This is a genomic window from Rhodoferax sp., from assembly GCF_028714215.1.
In the GTDB taxonomy this organism is placed as follows: domain Bacteria; phylum Pseudomonadota; class Gammaproteobacteria; order Burkholderiales; family Burkholderiaceae_C; genus Rhodoferax.
In genome coordinates this window covers 132,005-152,222 of record NZ_JAQTMS010000003.1, presented here as the reverse complement: position 1 = coordinate 152,222, position 20,218 = coordinate 132,005, and the positions used below count along the sequence as shown (strand labels likewise).

General features: G+C 58.5%; 18 protein-coding genes. 7 read left to right on the top strand and 11 right to left on the bottom strand.

Annotated features, from left to right (window positions below; translation table 11 throughout):
* The first annotated feature begins 21 nt into the window (after positions 1-21).
* The 5 genes from PHS32_RS02615 to PHS32_RS02595 are packed head-to-tail and all read left to right on the top strand — an operon-like array spanning position 22 to position 4,278.
* The gene (locus tag PHS32_RS02615) at positions 22-786 is read left to right on the top strand and encodes an ABC transporter ATP-binding protein (RefSeq protein WP_301077257.1); all 765 of its coding nucleotides are present in this window, start codon (positions 22-24) and stop codon (positions 784-786) included.
* Entirely contained in the window at positions 783-1,508 is a 726-nt protein-coding gene (locus PHS32_RS02610) for an ABC transporter ATP-binding protein (protein ID WP_301077227.1), read from the top strand. The genes PHS32_RS02615 and PHS32_RS02610 overlap by 4 nt, the downstream gene beginning before the upstream one ends.
* A 43-nt stretch (positions 1,509-1,551) precedes the next feature.
* Positions 1,552-2,460, top strand: coding sequence for an NAD(P)-dependent oxidoreductase (locus PHS32_RS02605; RefSeq protein ID WP_301077226.1), 909 nt, complete (start codon positions 1,552-1,554; stop codon positions 2,458-2,460).
* Between the two features lie 23 nt (positions 2,461-2,483).
* Entirely contained in the window at positions 2,484-3,668 is a 1,185-nt protein-coding gene (pobA, locus tag PHS32_RS02600) for a 4-hydroxybenzoate 3-monooxygenase (RefSeq protein ID WP_301077225.1), read from the top strand.
* A 31-nt stretch (positions 3,669-3,699) separates the two neighbouring features.
* Positions 3,700-4,278, top strand: coding sequence for a hemerythrin domain-containing protein (locus PHS32_RS02595; RefSeq protein ID WP_301077224.1), 579 nt, complete (start codon positions 3,700-3,702; stop codon positions 4,276-4,278).
* Positions 4,279-4,287: 9 nt separating this feature from the next.
* Here PHS32_RS02595 and PHS32_RS02590 read toward each other — a convergent pair whose 3' ends face one another.
* On the bottom strand, positions 4,288-7,386 hold the full coding sequence (locus PHS32_RS02590; protein ID WP_301077223.1) for an EAL domain-containing protein: 3,099 nt from the start codon (positions 7,384-7,386) through the stop codon (positions 4,288-4,290).
* Positions 7,387-7,817: 431 nt separating this feature from the next.
* Between PHS32_RS02590 and PHS32_RS02585 the strand changes: the two genes are divergently transcribed.
* Together PHS32_RS02585 and PHS32_RS02580 are read left to right on the top strand one after the other, a co-directional pair.
* On the top strand, positions 7,818-10,313 hold the full coding sequence (locus PHS32_RS02585) for a PocR ligand-binding domain-containing protein (protein WP_301077222.1): 2,496 nt from the start codon (positions 7,818-7,820) through the stop codon (positions 10,311-10,313).
* Positions 10,303-11,901: an HD domain-containing phosphohydrolase gene (locus tag PHS32_RS02580; RefSeq protein WP_301077221.1), complete on the top strand. Its 1,599-nt coding sequence runs from the start codon at positions 10,303-10,305 to the stop codon at positions 11,899-11,901. The genes PHS32_RS02585 and PHS32_RS02580 overlap by 11 nt, the downstream gene beginning before the upstream one ends.
* A gap of 284 nt (positions 11,902-12,185) precedes the next feature.
* On the opposite strand, the gene PHS32_RS02575 is transcribed toward PHS32_RS02580, so the two are convergent.
* From PHS32_RS02575 to PHS32_RS02530, 10 genes are all read right to left on the bottom strand, one after another.
* A complete protein-coding gene (locus tag PHS32_RS02575) occupies positions 12,186-12,449 on the bottom strand; it encodes a hypothetical protein (RefSeq protein ID WP_301077220.1) in 264 nt (87 codons plus the stop codon).
* Between the two features lie 165 nt (positions 12,450-12,614).
* Positions 12,615-13,214: a short chain dehydrogenase gene (locus PHS32_RS02570; protein WP_301077219.1), complete on the bottom strand. Its 600-nt coding sequence runs from the start codon at positions 13,212-13,214 to the stop codon at positions 12,615-12,617.
* Positions 13,211-14,104, bottom strand: coding sequence for a DMT family transporter (locus PHS32_RS02565; protein ID WP_301077218.1), 894 nt, complete (start codon positions 14,102-14,104; stop codon positions 13,211-13,213). Before PHS32_RS02565 ends, PHS32_RS02570 begins: the two co-directional genes overlap by 4 nt.
* Positions 14,101-14,736, bottom strand: coding sequence for a hypothetical protein (locus tag PHS32_RS02560; protein WP_301077217.1), 636 nt, complete (start codon positions 14,734-14,736; stop codon positions 14,101-14,103). Before PHS32_RS02560 ends, PHS32_RS02565 begins: the two co-directional genes overlap by 4 nt.
* A 29-nt stretch (positions 14,737-14,765) precedes the next feature.
* A complete protein-coding gene (locus tag PHS32_RS02555) occupies positions 14,766-15,722 on the bottom strand; it encodes an ornithine cyclodeaminase family protein (protein ID WP_301077216.1) in 957 nt (318 codons plus the stop codon).
* 41 nt (positions 15,723-15,763) lie between these two features.
* Positions 15,764-16,369: an XRE family transcriptional regulator gene (locus PHS32_RS02550; protein ID WP_301077215.1), complete on the bottom strand. Its 606-nt coding sequence runs from the start codon at positions 16,367-16,369 to the stop codon at positions 15,764-15,766.
* Positions 16,370-16,413: 44 nt separating this feature from the next.
* Entirely contained in the window at positions 16,414-17,118 is a 705-nt protein-coding gene (locus PHS32_RS02545) for an ABC transporter ATP-binding protein (protein ID WP_301077256.1), read from the bottom strand.
* Positions 17,119-17,126: 8 nt separating this feature from the next.
* Entirely contained in the window at positions 17,127-17,960 is an 834-nt protein-coding gene (locus PHS32_RS02540) for an ATP-binding cassette domain-containing protein (protein WP_301077214.1), read from the bottom strand.
* Between the two features lie 3 nt (positions 17,961-17,963).
* Positions 17,964-19,271, bottom strand: a complete 1,308-nt coding sequence (gene livM / locus PHS32_RS02535) for a high-affinity branched-chain amino acid ABC transporter permease LivM (RefSeq protein ID WP_301077212.1) — start codon at positions 19,269-19,271, stop codon at positions 17,964-17,966.
* Positions 19,268-20,194 carry a branched-chain amino acid ABC transporter permease LivH gene (locus PHS32_RS02530; RefSeq protein ID WP_301077211.1) on the bottom strand — a complete coding sequence of 309 codons (927 nt, stop codon included), beginning with the start codon at positions 20,192-20,194 and terminating at the stop codon, positions 19,268-19,270. The genes livM and PHS32_RS02530 overlap by 4 nt, the downstream gene beginning before the upstream one ends.
* Positions 20,195-20,218 lie beyond the last annotated feature (24 nt).

Genomic DNA, 20,218 nt, shown 5'->3' with positions numbered 1-20,218 from the left:
TTGTCGGCGCAAGGCCTGGTGATGAAATTTGGCGGCATCACGGCCACCAACAAGGTCACGCTCGATCTCCAGAAGGGTGCGCGCCATGCCTTGATAGGCCCCAACGGCGCCGGCAAGACCACGCTCATCAACTTGCTGACCGGCGTGCTGCAACCGACCGAGGGGAAAATCTTTCTGGAAGGGCAGGACATCACCCGGTTGGCACCGTACCAGCGGGTGCGCCGCGGCATGGTGCGCACCTTTCAGATCAACCAGTTGTTCGACTCGCTGACGCCACTCGAAACGCTGGCCATGACGGTGTCGCAGCAGCAAGGCCTGGGCGGCAAATGGTGGCAGGCGCTGGGTGCGCGCCGGGATGTGACCGAGCGCTCTGAGCAGTTGCTGGAACAGTTTCACCTGACGGCACAGATGGCGCAGCCAACCCGGGTCCTGGCCTACGGCAAACGGCGGCTGCTGGAGATCGCCATTGCGCTGGCCTGCCAGCCGCGCGTGCTGCTGCTGGACGAGCCGGTGGCGGGCGTGCCGGCGGGCGAGCGCGAGGAGTTGCTGCAAACGGTGGCGGCACTGCCAGCCGAGGTGTCGATTTTGCTGATAGAGCACGACATGGACCTGGTGTTCAGCTTCGCCAAGCGCATGACCGTGCTGGTCAACGGCACCGTGCTGACGGAAGGCGATCCGGATGAGATTGCCAGCGACTCGCGCGTCAAGGCGGTGTACCTGGGGCATGGCGACGAGATCAACGATGCGATGGAAGTAGCAGGCGCAACGCGGGACGAAGCGCAATGACGGATCTGTTGAAAGTCCAGGACTTGAGCGCTGGTTATGGTGAAGCCGTGGTGCTGCACGACCTGTCGCTGACGCTGGGCGAGGGCCAGACGCTGGCTTTGCTGGGGCGCAACGGCACCGGCAAGACGACCTTCATCAACACGCTGGCCGGTGCCACGCGCCAGCATGCCGGCAGCATCCATCTGGGCGGCGCTGCCTTGCACAAGATGCCGTCGCACGAGCGGGCCGCAGCGGGTATTGGCTGGGTGCCGCAGGAGCGCAATATTTTCAAGTCGCTGACGGTGCACGAAAACCTGACGGCGGTGGCGCGACCGGCACGCAGCGGTCGCGCTTCCAGTCCCTGGACACCGGCGCGTGTCTACCAGCTCTTTCCACGACTGGCGGAACGCAAGACCAACCTGGGTACGCAATTGTCGGGTGGCGAGCAGCAGATGCTGGCGCTGGGCCGGGCCCTGGTGCTCAACCCTACGCTGCTGCTGCTGGACGAACCGTGCGAGGGCCTGGCGCCGATCATCGTGCAGGAATTGCTGCGCGCCATCCGGCGCATCACCCGCGACGAGGGCTTGTCGGCCATCATCGTCGAGCAACACCCGCAGGCGATTCTGGCGATCTCCGACAGCGCCGCCGTGCTGGAGCGCGGTACCCTGGTCTATTCGGGCAGCGCGCTCAGCCTGCAGGAGCAACCCGAGCGGCTCGACAAACTGCTGGGCGTGGCACGCTAGCCGAGGCCCAAAACATTTATCGTTATTGTCAGGAGAGCGCACTATGAAACTGGAACACATGGGCATGGTCGGCTACGGCGAGGTCGGCAAGATCTTTACGGCCGGGATGAAGAGCAGCGTGCTCAGTGTCAGTGCCTGGGACCTCAAGTTCGATGACCCGTCGGCGCGGGATGCTGAGCTGGCCCATGCCGCCCGGGCCGGCGTGCAAGCCTGCGCATCGATGCAAGCGCTGTGTGAAAAAGCAGATTTTGTGATCTCGGCCGTCACCGCTTCCAACACGTTGATGGTGGCGCAGCAGGCTGCAAAACACATTCGCCCCGGCGCCCATTTTCTGGACCTCAACTCGGCCTCGCCAGGCACCAAGCAACAGGCCGCGCAAGTCGTGGCCGCGGCCGGCGCCCATTACGTGGAAGCCGGCGTCATGACCTCGGTACCACCCTACGGCATTCGCGTGCCCATGCTGCTGGGTGGTGCGCGAGCCCAGGCGCTAGCGGAAAAGTTGATTGGCTTTGGCATGAACGCCAAGCCCATCGCAACCGAAATTGGCGTCGCCTCCGCCATCAAGATGTGCCGCAGCGTGATGATCAAGGGGCTGGAAGCGCTGGTCATTGAAAGCTACACCACGGCCAGAAAATACGGCGTCGAGCAACACATGATTCCGACGCTGGCCGAGACTTTTCCGTCCATCGACTGGGAGAAACAAGGCGCTTATTTTTTCAGCCGCGTGGCGCAGCACGGCAAGCGGCGCGCCGAGGAAATGCGGGAAGCCGCCAATACCGTGCGCGAGGCCGGCTTCGCGCCCTGGATGGCCGCCGCCATCGCCGAGAAACACGATTGGGTGGCCCGGCAAAGCGCTGCCGGCGTGTTTGACGGCTTGCCCAAGGACGCCAGTTGGCAACAGTTTGCCGACCGTCTGATCGCCTTGCAGACCGTGCCTGCCACGCTCAAATAGAACCACTTGTAAAAGGAGCCACCATGCGAACCCAAGTTGCCATCATAGGCGCCGGCCCGTCCGGTCTGCTGCTGGGCCAACTGCTGCACAAGGCCGGCATAGCCGCCATCATCCTGGAGCGCCAGACCGGGGACCATGTGCTGACCCGCATCCGCGCCGGCATTCTGGAGCAGGTCTGCATCGATCTGCTGGATGAAGCGGGCGTCGGCCAGCGCATGCACAAGGAAGGCCTGGTGCACGGCGGCATCGAGATGCTCTACATGGGGCAACGCCACCGCATCGACCTGAACCGGCTCACCGGCGGAAAAAATGTGATGGTCTACGGCCAGACCGAACTCACCCGGGATTTGATGGAGGCACGTGCTGCCGCCGGTCTGCCCACGGTCTATGAAGCCGGCAACGTCGCCGTGCATGACTTTGATTCCAAAAAGCCGCGCGTCACCTACGAAAAAGATGGCCAGAAGTTCGAGATCGAATGCGACTTCATCGCCGGCTGCGACGGCTTTCACGGCGTCTGCCGTGCCAGTGCGCCACGCAGCGCGATCACCGAGTTCGAGAAGGTTTACCCATTCGGCTGGCTGGGCCTGCTGTCCGATACGCCGCCGGTGCACGACGAACTCATCTACGTCAACAGCCCGCGCGGCTTCGCCCTGTGTTCGCAGCGCAGCAAAACGCGCAGCCGCTACTACCTGCAAGTGCCGCTGACCGACAAGGTGGAGGAGTGGACCGACGAAGCCTTCTGGCAGGAACTGAGCCTGCGCCTGGACGGCGAGGGCCGCGACAAATTGATCACCGGACCGTCCATTGAAAAAAGCATTGCCCCGCTGCGCAGCTTCATCACCGAGCCGCTGCGCTTTGGCCGCATGTTTCTGGCCGGCGACGCCGGCCACATCGTGCCGCCGACCGGCGCCAAGGGCCTGAACCTGGCCGCCACGGACGTCAAATACCTGTCCAGCGCCATTATCGAGTTCTACCGGGACCACAGCGAGAGGGGCATAGACAGCTACTCGGAGCGCTGCCTGAAACGCATCTGGAAGGGCGAGCGTTTTTCCTGGTGGTTCACCCAGTTGATGCACCGCTTTCCGGACGACGGCGCCATCACAGCCAAGTTTCAGGAAGCCGAACTCGACTACCTGATCCACAGTGAGGCGGGCTCGCGCACCATCGCCGAGAACTACGTCGGCCTGCCACTCGATTTCGGCCACTGAAGCGCACCATCCCACTTACCGGAGACGCCCCATGCTGCACCAGAGCATTCAGATCATTCGCGACGAGCACGCCGTGCTGGCGGCGCTGTTGCGCTCCCTTGAAATGATGCTGGAGCGGGGCGCTGGCAACGAGCCTGAAAACTACTTCGACGCGCTGCGCGCCATGCTGTTTTATATCGACGAGTTTCCCGAACGTCAACATCATCCGAAAGAGTCGGAGCTGCTGTTCCCCCGCGTTGCCCGCCTGGTGCCTGAGACGCAGGCGCTGATTGCCCGGCTGGACCAGGAGCACGCCAGCGGCGAAGCGGCGGTGCGCGAGCTGCAACACCTGTTGCTGGCCTGGCAGTTGCTGGGTGAATCCAGACGCGCCGCCTTTGCCGCAGCGGCCAAGCGCTACCTTGCTTTTTATCTGGAACACCTGCGGTTGGAAGAAACGGTGATCCTGCCGGCCGCCTTGAAGGTGCTGAGCGCTGCCGATTGGCAAGAGCTGGACGCCGCTTTTGCCACCAATTGCGATCCCCTGACCGGAAAATACCCGCGCGACCCGGCCTACGACCAACTGTTCACCCGCATCGTGTCGCGGGCCCCGGCACCGATCGGCCTGGGGTAGGGATCGGCTTCAAGTTCCTATTGCAAATATCTCAAACTCATCGATCGGCAGGGGTCTGCTGTACAAGAAACCCTGGTAGTTGTGGCAGCCCAGATTTGCCAGGAAGTCTCTCTGGGCCACGGATTCGACTCCTTCGGCAATGACCCCCAGTCCCAAACTGTCAGCCAGTGCAACCACCATCTTGGCAATCGCGGCGTCATTGGGATCGGTGAGGATGTCCCTGACAAAGCTCTGGTCGATCTTGAGCTGATCCAGTGGCAGGCGTTTGAGGTAGCTCAGGGACGAATAGCCGGTACCAAAGTCATCGAGCGAGAATCCCACCCCCTTGGCTTTGAGCGCGCTCATCTTGACAATGATGTCTTCCACGTTGTCCACCAGAACGCTCTCGGTGAGTTCGAGTTTGAGACGTTCGGGCCTGACACCGGTCGCTTCCAGGATGCTCAGCACCTCTTCAACAAAATCCGCCTGTCTGAACTCACGGGCACTGACATTCACTGCCATGACCAGTTGCGCCAACCCGGGCCGCGCGGTCCATAGGGCCAGCTGTTGGCAGGCGGCTTTCAGCACCCAACGGCCCAGGGGCAGGATCAAGCCGCTGGCCTCGGCGACCGGAATGAATTCGCAAGGGGGCACCAGGCCACGCTCGGGATGCGGCCAGCGCACCAGCGCCTCTACCCCGCACAGGCGGGCATCGCGTCCCACCTGGGGCTGGTAATACAGAAGAAACTGAGCACCGGTCACTGCCTCACGCAAATCTGCTTCCAGTGCCGCCCGAATCCGGATCGCGGCGCGCATCTCGGGCACGAAGAAGCGCAAGGTGTTGCGTCCAGCCGCCTTGGCCTGGTACATGGCCAATTCGGCACGTTTCATGGGCTCTTCGATGTTTTCCCGTTGTGCGCCGCCGAACAAGGTGACGCCGAGGCTGGCGCTGCTATGGTGCCCGTGACCTTCGAGTTGATAGGGGTGACCCAGGGTGGCCTGGATTTTTCCAGCCACAACCTGTGCCTGGCCGGCAGCCTGTTGCGCATCGCTGTCCAAATCTTCCAGCAGCACAACGAATTCGTCACCGCCCAGCCGCGCCACCAAGTCACCCTCGCGCACGCAGGATGTCAGTCGTTGCGCGATCTGCTTGAGCAGCAGATCGCCTTTGTCATGGCCCAGGGTGTCGTTGAGGGTTTTGAAGTCGTCCAGATCAATGAACAGCAGCGCGTCGTGGTGGCCGTGACGGGCGGCGATGGCCATGGCGTGTTCCAACCGGTCCGTCAGCAGCCTGCGGTTGGGCAAGCCGGTCAAGGGGTCGGAGTAGGCCAGACTCTGGATCTGGCTCTCGGCCTGTTTTCGCTCGGTGATGTCCACAATGACCGCCACCTGGCCCATCAGCTTGCCCTCGGCGTCAAACTTTTTCCGGCCCCTTACGTGGCCCCAGAATTCGCTGCCGTCATGGCGCAAGTAGCGTCTTTCCAGATCGATGCCGCCGGGGTCATTGCCCAAGAAGAGGGCCAGCATTCTCTCCTTGGCGGCGGCTCTTTCCGTGGCGGGCAGGCGCATCACATATTCGCTGCCAATCAGCGCATCCAGCGAACAAGCGAACATCTCCGCCATGTATCGGTTGGCGTGGGTGATGACACCGTTGGTATCCAGATTGAAGATGGCCACATTGGCGGTGTCGTAAATCAGCCGAAGCTGGTCGGCACTCTCATAACTGGCACTTTCCGCCTGCTTGCGCTGGATCGTCATGGCCACTTGATCCGACACGAAGCCCAGCAGTTTTTTGTCCTTGTCCGTATAACGCACCAAGCCCGAATAGCTTTGCACGGCCAGCACGCCTATCGTGCGCGGGCCGATTTTGAGTGGCACACCCAGCCAATCAACCGATTGCGTGCCAACAACCGACGGCGTGGTCTGGCCCCCGGATTTGATCAGCTCTTGAGTCAGCAGCAAGGGCTCGCCAGTTTTCAGCACGGCCTCCGTGAGCCCGCCTTGCCCGATCTTGCGCGGTGATGGCACCGGATCGTGCTCGTCGACAAAATAGGGAAAACTGATCTCTTGCTTGGCCTGATCATGGAGAGCCACGAAGAAGTTGTCGGCCGGCATGAACTTCGCAATGATTTCATGAATCGCCTTGAGCAGATCCGGCAAGTCGTGTGCGGCGTGGGAGGTCTCGGAGATTTCATGCAGGGCTACCTGCAATTGATGGTCTTGCCTTATTTCGCTGTTTGCCAACTCAAACTCCGCCGTGCGCCTGGCGACGCGCCGACGCAGTGTCCAATTCCAGGCGAACAGGGCAACAATGATCAGAAATACCGCGACAAGAACAAAGCCGCCGTAGCGACCGACGCCGTTCCAGACGCCGCCGCCGAGTTTTGTACCTAGCCAGCGGGTCTCGATGGCCGCGCGTTCTCTCGGGCTGATGCGTGAAAAACCGTCCTCGACCAGCTGTTTCAGATCAGCCCTGCCCTTGGCCACCGCCCAGTGGAATTGGCCCACATAAAGCGCGGGAGAATGACGAAACTCATCGGCCGCCCTCTCGCGGTTGAAAAAGTAGACGGCCGGAGGCGTGTCGATACACAGCACACGCACTTCCCGCCGGATCGCGGCCTTGACTTCGGCCTCGTAACTTGGATAGCGTTTGAGGTCGTCAATGCCCTGCGCCAGCAGGTAGTCGATACAGGCATCGCCATCCTTGACGCCAACGGTGAAGCCTTTGATTGAGGCCGCGTCCTTGATGCCACTGACGCTTTGATGGAAGAAGAGCGGAACTTCTATCGTTGCGTAGGGCTTGGAAAAATCATAGATCTTTCGTCGTTCCTCGGTCTCGAACAGGGTGTCGATGACATCCGACTGGCCGCTTTCCATGGTGGCCCGGGCTTTGGCCCAATCCATGGGTCGAAAGTCCACCACTATTCCGGTGCGCTGCTGCCACAAGTCCCACAGGTCTTTCAGTATGCCCTGTATCTGTCCGTTGGAATCGCGAAAGATGTACGGTGGATAGTTGTCGTCAAGGACCACGCGGATCGACGTCGGCGCCGGCGCGGCATTCGTCGCGAGGCTCACAAGAGCGAACAGCAAGAGGAACAGCCAGCGCATGGAAGCGGGAAAAATCGACATGGCCCCAACGATCAGAGTTATGCGGGGACTCTAGCATGGTGAAATGTTGGACAGCGGTCACGCGGAAACTTGGCTTGCGCTGCGCCGCTCATGTTGGATGTGTTTGGCACGTTGGTTAGTTGGCCTCTTGGTTCTCCGCAAAGCTGCCGCCCAGTTGGCGGCGGCCAGACCGCATTGCTGATGCTGGCGGCGGACACGCAGTTGACAGTAACGCAGAGTGAAGAGTCACCCGAGCTGATCGGTCGGCGCGAGTCACGGCCAGAAGCGGTGATTCAGAGAACCATAGGCCCACCTTAGCTGACAAATCCAGCTGATCCTTCAGGCTTCAAACAAGTAGTGCCTGACAGTCGTGCGTTACTCTGGCAACGGTATGGTCTATGATTATGATGCGAATTGAGGGTCGCTCAGCCCCACAAAGCAAGGAGGCGCAGATGGACGGCAATGACAAAGTTGCTGTGTTTGAAAGAAAGCCCGCATCGTATCGCTATGACGAAAAACTGCCGGCAGCGTCTGCGATGCTGGAGGAGGTGTTGAAGGGGACTGACTTTCAGAAATTGTTCGAGTCGTTTTACAACCTCGTCAATATTCCTGTCGCCATCATCGATTTCAACGCAAATGTCCTGTTTTCTTCCCCCTGGCAGCGCATTTGTACCCAGTATCACCGGGTCCATCCTGCGACGTGCGACCGTTGCCTCGAGAGTGACACGCAGTTGGCGACCCAACTCAAAGAAGGGAAAAACTACGCCATCTATTCCTGCCGAAATGGCCTGACTGATAGCGCGGCCCCAATCGTCATCGAAGGAAAACCTGTTGCCAACGTCTTTATCGGGCAGTTCCTGACCAAAGCGCCTGACGAGAGTTGGTTTCGCCAGCAAGCCGAAACATACGGTTTTGAAGTCGACGATTATCTCGCCGCTCTGCATGAAGTCCCCATTGTCGAGGCGGAGAAAATCCCACTCATCATTGATCTGCTGATGCAAATGACCCGCATGGTGACCAATCTCGCAATCGACCGCAAACGTGCGATCGAAAGCCAGGCAAGGCAGTCGATCATTCTCAACACCATCCCCCAAGCCGTATTCTGGAAAGATATTCACGGCAGCTACCTCGGCTGCAATGCCGCCTTTGCCAAGGACGTTGGTATTGCCACGCCGGATGCAATCGTCGGCAAAACCGACTTCGACCTTCCGTGGCCCCGGGAAGAGGCTGAGGCCTATCGTGCTGACGACGCGGTCGTCATTTCAGCCAACCAGGCACGACTGCATATTATCGAGCCAGTCCAACAGGTCGACGGTTCTCGCATTGTGGTCGACACCTCCAAAATTCCACTCGTCGATGCCGCCAACACGCCCTATGGTGTAGTCGGTGTCTATGAGGATATTACCGAGCGCAAGCGCGCGGAAGAAGAGCTGCGCACAACCGAGACATACCGCCGAACACTGTTCGAATCGGCAAGGGACGCCATTCTTATCATGCGCAATGAGCGATTCATTGACTGCAATTCGTCGGCCCTGTCGCTCTACGGCACGGATCGGGAGTCCTTTATTGGACATACGCCGTATGAGTTTTCTCCAGAGCGCCAACCCGATGGCCGCCTGTCAAAAGATATTGCGTTGGAGAAAATCGGCGCTGCCCTGAATGGGACATCCCAGTTCTTCGACTGGAAGCATCTGCGATTGGATGGAACGCGCTTTGATGCAGAAGTCAGCCTGAACCGGGTGGATTTCGGCAAGGAGGTCCTCATCCAGGCGATCGTGCGCGATGTGTCCGAGCGCAAGCGTGCGGAATACGCACTACTGCGCGCCAACCGCGCACTCAAAACGCTATCTGCGGGCAATCTGGCGCTGGTGCGGGCGGCCAGCGAGGACGAGTTGCTGCAGCAGGTCACGCGCGTCATCGTTGAGGAAGGCGGACACCTCCTGGCCACGGTCGACTATTGCAACGACGATGAGGACAAGAGCATCACGCCCATGGCGTGGTCGGGTCTCGATAACACTCGTTACTGGGCCGATAATCTCAGCTGGGCCGATACGGATCATGGCCAGTTGCCCGCGGCCAAGGCTATCCGCAACGGAACGACGCAGATTTGCCATGACATCGCCAGCGACCCGGCATTCGCCCCCTGGAAAGACGCCGCGCTGGTACACGGCTTCGTTTCGAATATTGCCCTGCCTCTGTCCGACGGTGCCAGGATTTTCGGGGGCTTGAGCATCTATTCTGCCGAATCCATCGCCATTGATGAAGAGGAAGTCAGGCTGCTTGAGGAGCTGGCAAATGACTTGGCCTACGGCATCATCAACTTGCGCACTCGCATCGAACACGAGCAACATGCGCTAATCCTGCGACAGAGTCTGGAGCAATCCATTCAAGCCATCGCGTCGACGGTTGAAATACGCGATCCTTACACCGCCGGTCATCAAAGGCGCGTCAGCGACCTGGCATCAGCCATCGCACTTGAGATGGGTTTGCCGGAAGAGCAAATCCATGGCATTCAACTCGCCGCGACCATTCACGACCTCGGGAAAATACAAATCCCGGCAGAGATTCTCTCCAAACCCGGAAAACTCAGCGACGTTGAGTTCATGCTGGTGCGGACACACCCCAAGGCCGGGTACAACATCCTGAAGGACGTGAAATTTCCCTGGCCGATTGCCGATATCGTCTTGCAGCATCACGAAAGGCAAGATGGTTCTGGCTACCCACAGGGACTCAAGGGCACCGAGATTGCGTTGGGCGCGCGCATCATCGCCGTCGCCGATGTTGTGGAAGCCATGCAGTCGCATCGACCCTTCCGGCCCAGCCTGACCTTGGAAAAGGCATTGAACGAAATCGAGCAACAGCGTGGGCAAAAATACGACCAAACTGCGGCGGATGCTTGTCTGGCGCTGTGGCGCACGGGGCGGTTCTCGTTTGCAAATGAACCTTGACATTCAGCCCCTGGCGGTTCACAGGACCAGCCCGAACCAACATCGCTCCATCAGTGGCTGGATGAGGTGGCTGGCAGTAGCCGTCTTGGCTGCCGCAGCGCTTCCCGCTCCTGCCCGCTCACTGCAGGACATTCATGCCAGTGGCGAACTGCGAATCTGTGTCGCGGGCTCCAGCGCACCGCTGTATCAGGCCAATGGCGAGGCATTTGCACGTTTTCTCCAAGTCAAACCCATTGTGATACCGCTGGCGGCTTTCGACGAGCAGTTCCACAACGAGGAAGGTCGCACCGTCGAAGACGCAAGTTACGAACCTCGCCTGCTAGCCAACGGCAGTTGTGATGTCTTTCCCAACGACCTGCATGTCGCACCCTGGCGCGAGTCCAAGATGCAAATCGTGCCGTATTACACGGTCCGCAAAGTCATTGTTGCGCGCTCGGCCCTGAGAGGAAAAATCCACTCCGCCTCGGACCTGGGTGGGTTGAAGGCCGCTGTCCAGGATGGCACGACCTACAACACTTGGCTGGAGAAACTCAACACTGGGGAGTTGGCGCAAAACCGGGTGGTGGTTGTTCATGCCGCCACCGAGAACAGCGTTCGCCAAGTCGCCGACGCCCAAGCCGATTTCACGGTGCTGGGGACAGATGGCGCACTGAAATGGGTGCGTGCCGATCCAACCCGGTTGTCCATTCTCTTTCCCGTCGACGAATCGGTCAGTGTGGGTTGGGGCATCCCAAAGTCCAGCCCTGCATTGGCTACAGAGCTGAAGCGATTCTTCGATGACAGCGCGCGTGTCGGATCCGATCTGGACAGAAACTGGCAGAGTTACTACAAGATCTCGCTGACGGAATACCAACTCTTTCAAGCGTCTTTTGACACCAAGGGCATTGATCTCAAAACCGTCTTGGCTTGGGCTGCCCCGATTGTCATGGTCTTCCTGGCACTGCTGGTCATTCTGCTGACGTGGAGTTTGCGTAATGCGGTACGCCACAAAAAGTCGACCGAAGCCTTGCGCCAGAATCTGGAAGCCACCATTGATGCCATTGCGGCGACCGTCGAATCGCGTGACCCGTACACTGCCGGCCACCAACGGCGGGTGGCTCAACTCGGCGTGGCCATCGCGCGCGAAATGGGTTTGCCGGAAGAGCAAGTCCAAGGCATTCGGCTTGCCGCCACCATTCACGACCTGGGGAAAATACAAATCCCGGCAGAAATTCTCTCCAAACCCGGAAGACTCAGCGAGATTGAGTTCATGTTGGTCCAGACACACCCCAAGGCCGGGTACAACATTCTGAAGGACGTGAAATTTCCCTGGCCGATCCCCGACATCGTCTTGCAGCATCACGAAAGGCAAGATGGCTCTGGCTACCCACAGGGACTCAAAGATGAGCAGATTCTGCTCGAATCGAAAATTATCGCGGTAGCAGACGTTATAGAAGCGATCGCCTCAAATCGGCCGTATCGCCCGGCCTTGGGCATTGATGTGGCATTGCAGGAAATCGAACGCTACCGCGGGGAGAAATATGACCCCAAGGTGGTAGATGCTTGCATCAAATTGTTTCGTGAATTTGGTTTCAAGCTGCCTTCCTGACGCTGGCTCTGCCAGAAGTATGAATTGCGCTGAATCTCCAAGATACGTTTGGAACATCGGCATTGAATCGTGAACCGCCAGCCGCACCGAAAATTTGAATATCCGGAGTCGCTCACGCCGGTTTCGGCCTTTCCAACTGCCGGTGTCAGCAATGCGAAGGGACGCCATCAATTGTGCGACGGCCTTATGGGACCTCGACAGTGAAAATGTTTCTGCCTCCCGTGGGCACCCGGCACTGGTCGAGTCCGGGTGTCCCATTGATTGAATTCGCGCCCACACTGCTGTCATTGGGCTACCGGAAGCAATGCCCGGAACAACTGTGCGGCATCACACCACATTGATTTCCAGCAGAGGGCGGTTTTCAAGTATCCGGTTCCAGCGAAAAGCTCGCAGAGAAGGACGGCCGGGGACCAGCCTGCCTGTTGCGCGTCGGCCGCCACGTCAGTCAACACGGCCATGAGAAAGACCATCGGGTTCAGCAGCACGATGGTGGGCGCGGCAAGACGCAGGCGACGCAGGTTCTCGCGCGCGAATTCTTCCGCGACCAATGCGTTTTCGTCGGCGCAGACATTCAGTCATTCAAAAGGGCGCCGGCGCCATGACAGAAGCGAGTGCAGAGTGCGCAGTACCGCGCCTGACAGAATCGCCCCGACGGCGAACCGGGTTTGCGAAATGAAGCTGTGCCCGTTCACTTAGACTGCCAATAAAGGTTCCTATCTCACCCGGTAAATTTGGCCGGTAGCTGCCCCATCAACGCTGCGTGCATAGGCCATGGCCACGCGCGCAGCTGGCACTGCGTCGAAGCCAATGAAAAATGGCGCGTACGTCCGCAGAGATTCAACCAACACGGAGGCGTTGACCGCATTGATGCGCACGCCACGTAGCAATTCAATCGCCGCGCCGCACACAAAACCCTCGATGGCCCGGTTCACCGCAGAGGCATTGGCCCCCATGCGGATCGGCTCGTCACTGATGATGCCGCTGGTCAGCGTGATTGAGCCGCCGGCGTTTAGATGGCTTTGACCCTGTAGGACCAGTTCTACTTGGCCCATCAGCTTGTTGTTGATCCCAATTCGAAACTGCTCCCCGGTCATCTCGCTCAATAAACCAAAGTGCACACTGCCTACAGTGGCAACGATGGCGTCAATTTTTCCCGTTCTTTTGAATAGCGCCCCAATGCTGGCAGCTTGGGTAATGTCCACCGGATACGTGACACTGCTGCGGCTCGCCTGAATCACCTCGTGGCGTTGGGCGAGTTCGCTGACAACCGCTTTCCCGACGGCACCTGTGGCGCCGACAACCAGAACTTTCATAATCGTTTTCCTACTTTGTTGATGTGCGGTAATTTAGTAAAAGACCGAAGAGACAGGCGCAAATTGCCCAGAATGGCGCCCAACACAATTGCCGCGGCGGCGAACCCGGTTTGTGAACTGAAGCTGTGCCCGTTCACCTGCGTTAGCAACACCGTCGATAGCAGTGGCGTGAGATAAGCCAGCGCGCCGACGGCGCGGGGGTCGCCGTGTTTGAGTGCAATATCCCAGGTCAGGAAGGCCACTCCCATCGGCCCCAGGCCCATGACGATAATCAGCAGCACATTGGCACCGGTTAAAGCCTGAACCGCTGCTGGGCCGAACAAGGCCAAATGCAGCAGCACTGATCCAGCACCGGCCAACAAGCAGCAGGCGGCAATCGCCGAAGTGGGAAATGCCGCCAGTCGGCGGCAACCCAAGGAATAACTGGCCCAGACGAAGGCCGCAACAATGGCACAAAGATAGCCCAGCGCGTATTGTTTTGACAGAGAGACTTGCCCACCGCCCAAAATCAACGCGGCCCCGCCGCAGCCTAAAACAGCACCCAGAATGTGGTGAACACCGAGTCGGTGGCCGGGCAGGAATACCGGTGTCAGCAACACGATCAGCAGGGGCCACAGGTACTGCAGCAGATTGACTTCTACCGCTGGGGCCAGGCCGAACGCGGCGAACACCAGTGCGTGATAGCCAAACAGTCCTCCCACCCCCAATACATAGGTGCCCAAGGGGGCACGCCAGGCGCCGCGCTGCCAGGCACCCACCAAGCCGCCGACCATTAGCGCGAAGCCGGCGCTCAACAGCGGTGGCACCAGCTTCATCCGATCGGCCAGCAGAGCCAGCGAAGCCCACACAACAATCGTAAACAAAGCCGCCGCCAGAGCGCGTGCGTTCATTCTGCGGCGGCGTAGTTCTTGTAGGCGGCAGCCAGGGCGACCACACCACGATAGATTTCGTCCACGCTGGGCGTAACAAAAGACAGACGCAGAGTACGCGAGTCTGCATGTTCGGCGTAAAACGGCGCACCGGGAACGAAGGCCACCCCTTGTGCCACTGCATGAGGTAAAAAATCCAGGGCGTTCATGCCCTTGGGCAAACAGGCCCACACAAAGATGCCACCTGAGGGCGTGTTCCAGGTGAGTGTCGAGTCTGAATCGCCTGCAGGCATCTCGCGCGCCAGTGCTTCAAGCATCGCATCACGCTGCGACTTGTGCGAACCGGTGGTGATCAAAATCTGGGCTGGATCAACCTGCCAGGGTAGCCTCGCTGCCACCACGTCACGCACCGAACCAAAGCCTTCACTGGCGGCATATTGCAGTGCCGCATGCCCATCATGGTGCAAAACCTTGGCGCAGGCGGCTTCGAATTCAGCCACCGGGAAAGTCTTGGGCGAGGGTAGGCCACCGGCAAAGCTGATGATACCGGGACGCTCGGTAATTTTCAGAATTTCACGGATCGCCGAGGGGCCTATCTTGATGGTGCGGCGGGCCAACTTCCAAGGCAAGGTTTTGGCTGTCGTCGTCGTCATGGTTTTCTTCAATCTTTGAGCCGTTTGGTTCAGGCCGCAAGACGGGGTGAAATGGCTAGGCCTTGCAGCAAATGCTCTGCGGCAATCAAGTCGAGCGCGGCGAAACCGACAGATTTAAAGACGGTAACGTCCTGCGCTGAATTGCGCCCGACGGTTTGGGTTGGAGAGACAAGCAACTCGGCGAGTTCGCCGCGCACATCGGTCTCGGCAATCAAACCCGCGCGCAGGGCTTGCAAGACCTCACCGCCTTTTTGTAAGACAGCCTCCCGGGAGTCGGCGAAAAGTCTGACTTTGGGCAAGAGTTGGGGCTCGGCTTCAGCCATGCTGGCGGTGAAAGCACCCATCAACCCAAGGTGGGTACCGGGTTTGACCCAGTCGCTGCGGATGAACGGTGCTGTCGCCGTGGTAACCGCCACCACAATGTCAGCGCTGCTCAGCGCGCTTTGCAGATCGGTGCTGGCGCGTGCTGCGATGCCGAGCTTGGCCAACTGATCAACCGTCGCTTGGGCTTTATCGAGATGGCGGCCCCAAATAATGGTTTCAGACAAATCAAACACGCTGTGGTGTGCCAGTGCCATCGGCACCGAGAGCGCCCCCGTACCCAAAACGACGAGTTTTTTGCTATCGGGTCGGGCCAACAATCGTGCCCCCAGTGCAGCGGTAGCTGCTGTGCGGCGCAGGGTCAATTCAGTCCCATCAATGACGGCCAGCGTGGTACCGTCTTGGCACGAGGTGACCACATAAATGGCAGATACGGCGGGTTTACCCAAGGCATTGTTTTCTGGCCAGATCGACACGATTTTTGTGCCCATCATGCGCTTGGGTCGCCAGGCCGGCATGATCAGCACCGAACTGGCATCGTGGTTAGGATTGAAGAAACTGCGTGGTGGCGACTCAATGGGTTCGAGCAATCCGGTGGCCAGTGCTTGAATCAGCGGACCGTACGGCATCAGGCGAGCCACTTCGTCTCTAGAGATGAATTGCATTTTGGTGTTATAGGTTTTGGCGAAATCCTGAGCCGTGAAAGTTATATCTTTTTGGTCTCTCGTGGGTGGGTGGTGCTTACCCACAGCACTTCTGCGTTCTCTGCGCTGACACTGATGACCCGGTGTCCCATGCGGCTGTCGATATACCATGCGTCGCCCTCACCCAGCCGCACGGGTTCATAAAACTCGGTGAACAGCTCGACTTCACCGCTCAACACGTAGACAAACTCCTCGCCGGTATGGCGGCTCCAATCATCAAAGTCATCAAACGAGCGCGCCAGAATCTTGGTTTTGAACGGGATCATGTCTTTGTTCGACATGGCGTTGCACAGCAAGGTATGGTCATAGAAAGGCGTGTGGTGACTCTGACCAGTCCCCTTGTGCGTGATGCTGCGTCGACCAACGCCTGAAACTTTTTCGGTCGGCTCAAATAATTCGCTGATGTCAATTTTTAATCCAGCGGCCAATTTGATCAGCGCGTCGTAAGTCGGCGACATCAAACCATTTTCGATTTTTGACAAGGTCGATCGCGCCAAGCTGGTCGACTGACTGGCTTGTTCCAGAGTCCAGCCAAGATGGTTGCGCTGCGCGCGTATGCGTTGCCCGAGCAACGCTTCGCTGCTGATCGCTTCAGAGGGTTCTGCCATATCAATTATTCCAAGCAAATGTAGTCATAAAAGTCAGTTTGCGGTCAATGACCGCCCAGGTAAGCCTGACGAACTTCAGGATTCGCCATCAATTCTGCCCCAGTACCCTGCATGCGCACTGCGCCGTTGACCAGCACATAAGCGCGCTGCGCCAAAGCCAGCGCCTGGTTGGCATTTTGTTCAACCAAAAAAATGGTTTTGCCACTTGCCGCAATTTGTTTGAGCGCATCAAACACCGCGGCAATTACCTTGGGGGCCAAGCCCAGTGAAGGTTCATCAAGCAAAATCATGCGCGGCCGGCCCATCAACGCGCGCGCAATCGCCAGCATTTGTTGCTCGCCACCTGACATCGTGCCAGCGCGCTGATTGCAACGTTCTTTCAAACGCGGAAACAGGGTAAACATGCTCGCGCGGTCGGCATCGACATGGTCCAACCCTATTGGCACGGTTCCCATCAATAGATTTTCTTCGACCGTCATGGCCGGGAAAATATGTCGGCCCTCGGGGACTTGGGACAAACCGCGTCTGGCGATGTTGTGCGAGGCAACCTGGGTAATGTCTTCGCCGGCAAAGCAAATGCTGCCTCTGCGCACGCGCGGTTGACCAAAGATGCTCATCAGCAAGGTCGATTTGCCGGCTCCGTTGGCCCCGATCAAGGCCACAATTTCGCCTTCGTTGACATCGAGCGAGACGCCTCGCAGGGCTTGAATCGGCCCATAGTAGGCGTCGATGTTATTAACTTGAAGAATCGGAGTCGTCATACCGAGGCCTCTGTATTCTGGCTCTCATCAACACCCAGGTACGCCAGGATCACCGCAGGTGAACTGGCTACCGCCTGCGCCGTACCCATGGCGATCACTTTGCCGTGATCCAACACCACGATGTGATCGCTAATACCCATCACCAAGCCCATGTCATGCTCGATCAGCAGCACCGTGGCCGCGTGTTCTTGTCGCAATTGTCGAATCAGCGCCGCCAACTCTTCGGTTTCGTGCGGGTTCAGACCGGCGGCGGGTTCGTCCAGGCAAATCAGTCGAGGCTTAGTGCACATGGCCCGTGCAATTTCGAGTCGTCGCTGGTGGCCATAGGGCAAAGTACCTGCCAGACGATTGGCGCAGTCGCGCAAGCCAACCACTTCAAGCCAGCCAATGGCGTTGTCGATCGCTGCATGCTCGGCCGAGCGGTAGGCACGAGTGCGAAAAAATCCGGCCAGCAGATTGTGATTCAACTGATGGTGCTGGGCCACCAGCAAATTTTCCAGCACTGTCATTTCGCGAAACAGGCGGATGTTTTGAAAAGTACGGGCAATGCCAATACGTGCAATGCGGTGCGAGCCGCCAAACAAAGGCGAGGACAAAAGCTGTCCCAGGTCTTGCGAGCGGCCCTCTAGCGCTAATTGCATGCTGCCAGTGCTGGGCGGATAGAAACCCGTGATGCAGTTAAATACCGTGGTCTTGCCGGCGCCATTGGGACCAATCAACGCCGAAATGGAGCCAGCCGCAATACTGAAGTCAACCTCAGCCAACGCTTGGATACCACCAAAGCGCATGCCCAAATTGTGTACTGTGAGCAGCTTGTTGCAGGCAGTCATGGTTTACCTCTCAGCGATGGTGAAGACCGGGCGACGGGTGCGAATCAAACCGCGCGGCCGCCAAATCATCATCAGCACCATCAAGATGCCAAAGGCCAGAATACGAAAGTCGGCAAACTCGCGCAGCATCTCGGGCAGCAATGTCAGCACAAAAGCGGCCACGATGACGCCGACAATGGAGCCCAACCCCCCCAGCACCACAATCGCCAGAATCAGTGCCGATTCGAAGAAAGTGAATGATGTCGGGTTGACAAACCCCTGGTAACTGGCAAAAAACACGCCTGCCAAACCACCGGTCATGGCGCCCATCATGAACGCCGAGAGCTTCACCACCACCGGGTTGATGCCGAGCGAGCGGCAGGCAATTTCGTCTTCGCGCAGCGCCTCCCAGGCGCGGCCCATGGGCATCACGCGCAAGCGGTAGACCCAGAAAATCATCAACGCCAGCACCAAAAACAAGACCACGTAGAGGAATAGAAATTTCATGTTGGTGTTGTATTCCCAACCCATGAACTCGTGAAACGGGGTACCGCCAAATTTGGCAATGCGGGAAAACTCCAGGCCGAAAAATGTTGGTGCCGGTACCGGCAAGCCGTTCGGGCCGCCCGTGACGGCCAACCAGTTGGTCAGCACCAGGCGAATGATTTCACCAAACCCCAAGGTGACGATGGCCAGATAGTCGCCGTGGGTTCTGAGCACGGTAAAACCGAGCAAGCCGCCCAAGGCAGCCGCCAGCAGAGGCGACAAAACCAGGGCCCCCCAAAAGCCCAAACCCCAATGCTGTGCACCCAAGGCCAGAAAGTAGGCCCCAACCGCGTAAAACGCCACAAACCCGAGATCAAGCAAGCCCGCCAAGCCGACCACAATGTTCAGCCCCAATCCGAGCAACACGTAGATCATGGCCAACAGCAAAGATTTCATCACATAGCTGTTGTTGAGAAATACAAACGGCAAGGCAAACGCCACCGCTGCTGCTACAGCGCTGATGATGGCCCATTTTTTCCACTCCTGGGCCGTTTGTACGGTGGCCGCCTGCGCTGTCTTGATGGCCGAGCGCTGTAGACGGTCTTTTAACCAATCGGTATTGAGCGCCGTCAGGAACAACAAGCGACCCATTGTGACGATGACGGCCAGCCATAACGGACGCTGCCAGTTGGCGATGAAGTCAAGGCCCTTCAACTGCAAGCCAGTGATCGGGCCAAACACGATCCAGGCCAAGACAAAGGTGAACAAGGCATCGCGCAGCAGCTCGCGCCATTTGGCCGACGCCTGGGCCGAGACAGTTTGAGAGGATGGATGGCGTGAGTTCATACTTTCTCCACGGCCGGGCGACCCAATAAACCACTCGGTTTAAAAATCAACACGATGATGAGTACCGAGAAAGAAAATACGTCCTTGTAGTCGGTACTGACGTAGCCTGAAAAGAGCGATTCCAGCAGCCCCAGCAGCAAGCCCCCCAGCAAAGCTCCAGGGAGCGAGCCAATGCCGCCCAGAACGGCGGCGGTAAAGGCCTTGATGCCGACGACGAAGCCGATATAGAAATCAAATGAACCGTAATTGAGGGTCACCAGAAAACCGGCGATGCTGGCCGATACCGAGCCAATCACAAAGACCATGGAAATGATCCGGTTGGTGTCAATGCCCAACAGCGTGGCCATTTTGGAATCTTGTTGCGTGGCGCGGCAAGAGCGCCCCAAACTGGTGTAACCAATCAGGTACGCCAGTCCTGCCATGCTGGCCAGCGCCACCACCACGATGACCGTCTGAATGTAGGTGATTTGAAAAAATTGGTCGACCCCAGTGCCGGTCCAGAAACGAAAGGCACCTGACAGGTAGGGCTTGATGCCTTGAGGATTGGGGCCTTGGGCAATCTGCACGTAGGCTTCCAGAAATAGCGACACACCAATGGCTGAAATCAAGGGTGCCAGCATCGGCGAACCGCGCAGCGGCCGGTAGGCCACACGCTCAATCACCCAGCCATAGACCCCCGTGACCAGCATCACCACCAGCAACGCGATGATCAGCACCGGCAGCAGCGCTTGCACGCCAAAAAATGCCAACACGCTCAGGGTAATGCCGGTGATATAGGCCGAGATCATGTAAACATCGCCATGGGCAAAGTTGATCATCCCGATGACTCCGTAGACCATGCTGTAACCGACAGCGATGAGCCCATAAATCATGCCTAGAACCATCCCGTTGACCACTTGCTGGCCGAAAATATGTCCATCCATCGTGTATTCCCGATATCTTTTGAA

Excerpts from the sequence above, each read along its gene's own strand:
- livM (WP_301077212.1), bottom strand. The coding sequence starts at position 19,271 with ATGAACTCACGCCATCCATCCTCTCAAACTGTCTCGGCCCAGGCGTCG.
- PHS32_RS02530 (WP_301077211.1), bottom strand. The coding sequence starts at position 20,194 with ATGGATGGACATATTTTCGGCCAGCAAGTGGTCAACGGGATGGTTCTA.
- PHS32_RS02550 (WP_301077215.1), bottom strand. The coding sequence starts at position 16,369 with ATGGCAGAACCCTCTGAAGCGATCAGCAGCGAAGCGTTGCTCGGGCAA.
- PHS32_RS02580 (WP_301077221.1), top strand. The coding sequence starts at position 10,303 with ATGAACCTTGACATTCAGCCCCTGGCGGTTCACAGGACCAGCCCGAAC.
- PHS32_RS02605 (WP_301077226.1), top strand. The coding sequence starts at position 1,552 with ATGAAACTGGAACACATGGGCATGGTCGGCTACGGCGAGGTCGGCAAG.
- PHS32_RS02615 (WP_301077257.1), top strand. The coding sequence starts at position 22 with ATGAAATTTGGCGGCATCACGGCCACCAACAAGGTCACGCTCGATCTC.
- PHS32_RS02540 (WP_301077214.1), bottom strand. The coding sequence starts at position 17,960 with ATGACTGCCTGCAACAAGCTGCTCACAGTACACAATTTGGGCATGCGC.
- PHS32_RS02560 (WP_301077217.1), bottom strand. The coding sequence starts at position 14,736 with ATGACGACGACGACAGCCAAAACCTTGCCTTGGAAGTTGGCCCGCCGC.
- PHS32_RS02590 (WP_301077223.1), bottom strand. The coding sequence starts at position 7,386 with ATGTCGATTTTTCCCGCTTCCATGCGCTGGCTGTTCCTCTTGCTGTTC.
- PHS32_RS02595 (WP_301077224.1), top strand. The coding sequence starts at position 3,700 with ATGCTGCACCAGAGCATTCAGATCATTCGCGACGAGCACGCCGTGCTG.
- PHS32_RS02610 (WP_301077227.1), top strand. The coding sequence starts at position 783 with ATGACGGATCTGTTGAAAGTCCAGGACTTGAGCGCTGGTTATGGTGAA.
- PHS32_RS02570 (WP_301077219.1), bottom strand. The coding sequence starts at position 13,214 with ATGAAAGTTCTGGTTGTCGGCGCCACAGGTGCCGTCGGGAAAGCGGTT.
- PHS32_RS02565 (WP_301077218.1), bottom strand. The coding sequence starts at position 14,104 with ATGAACGCACGCGCTCTGGCGGCGGCTTTGTTTACGATTGTTGTGTGG.
- PHS32_RS02555 (WP_301077216.1), bottom strand. The coding sequence starts at position 15,722 with ATGCAATTCATCTCTAGAGACGAAGTGGCTCGCCTGATGCCGTACGGT.
- PHS32_RS02585 (WP_301077222.1), top strand. The coding sequence starts at position 7,818 with ATGGACGGCAATGACAAAGTTGCTGTGTTTGAAAGAAAGCCCGCATCG.
- pobA (WP_301077225.1), top strand. The coding sequence starts at position 2,484 with ATGCGAACCCAAGTTGCCATCATAGGCGCCGGCCCGTCCGGTCTGCTG.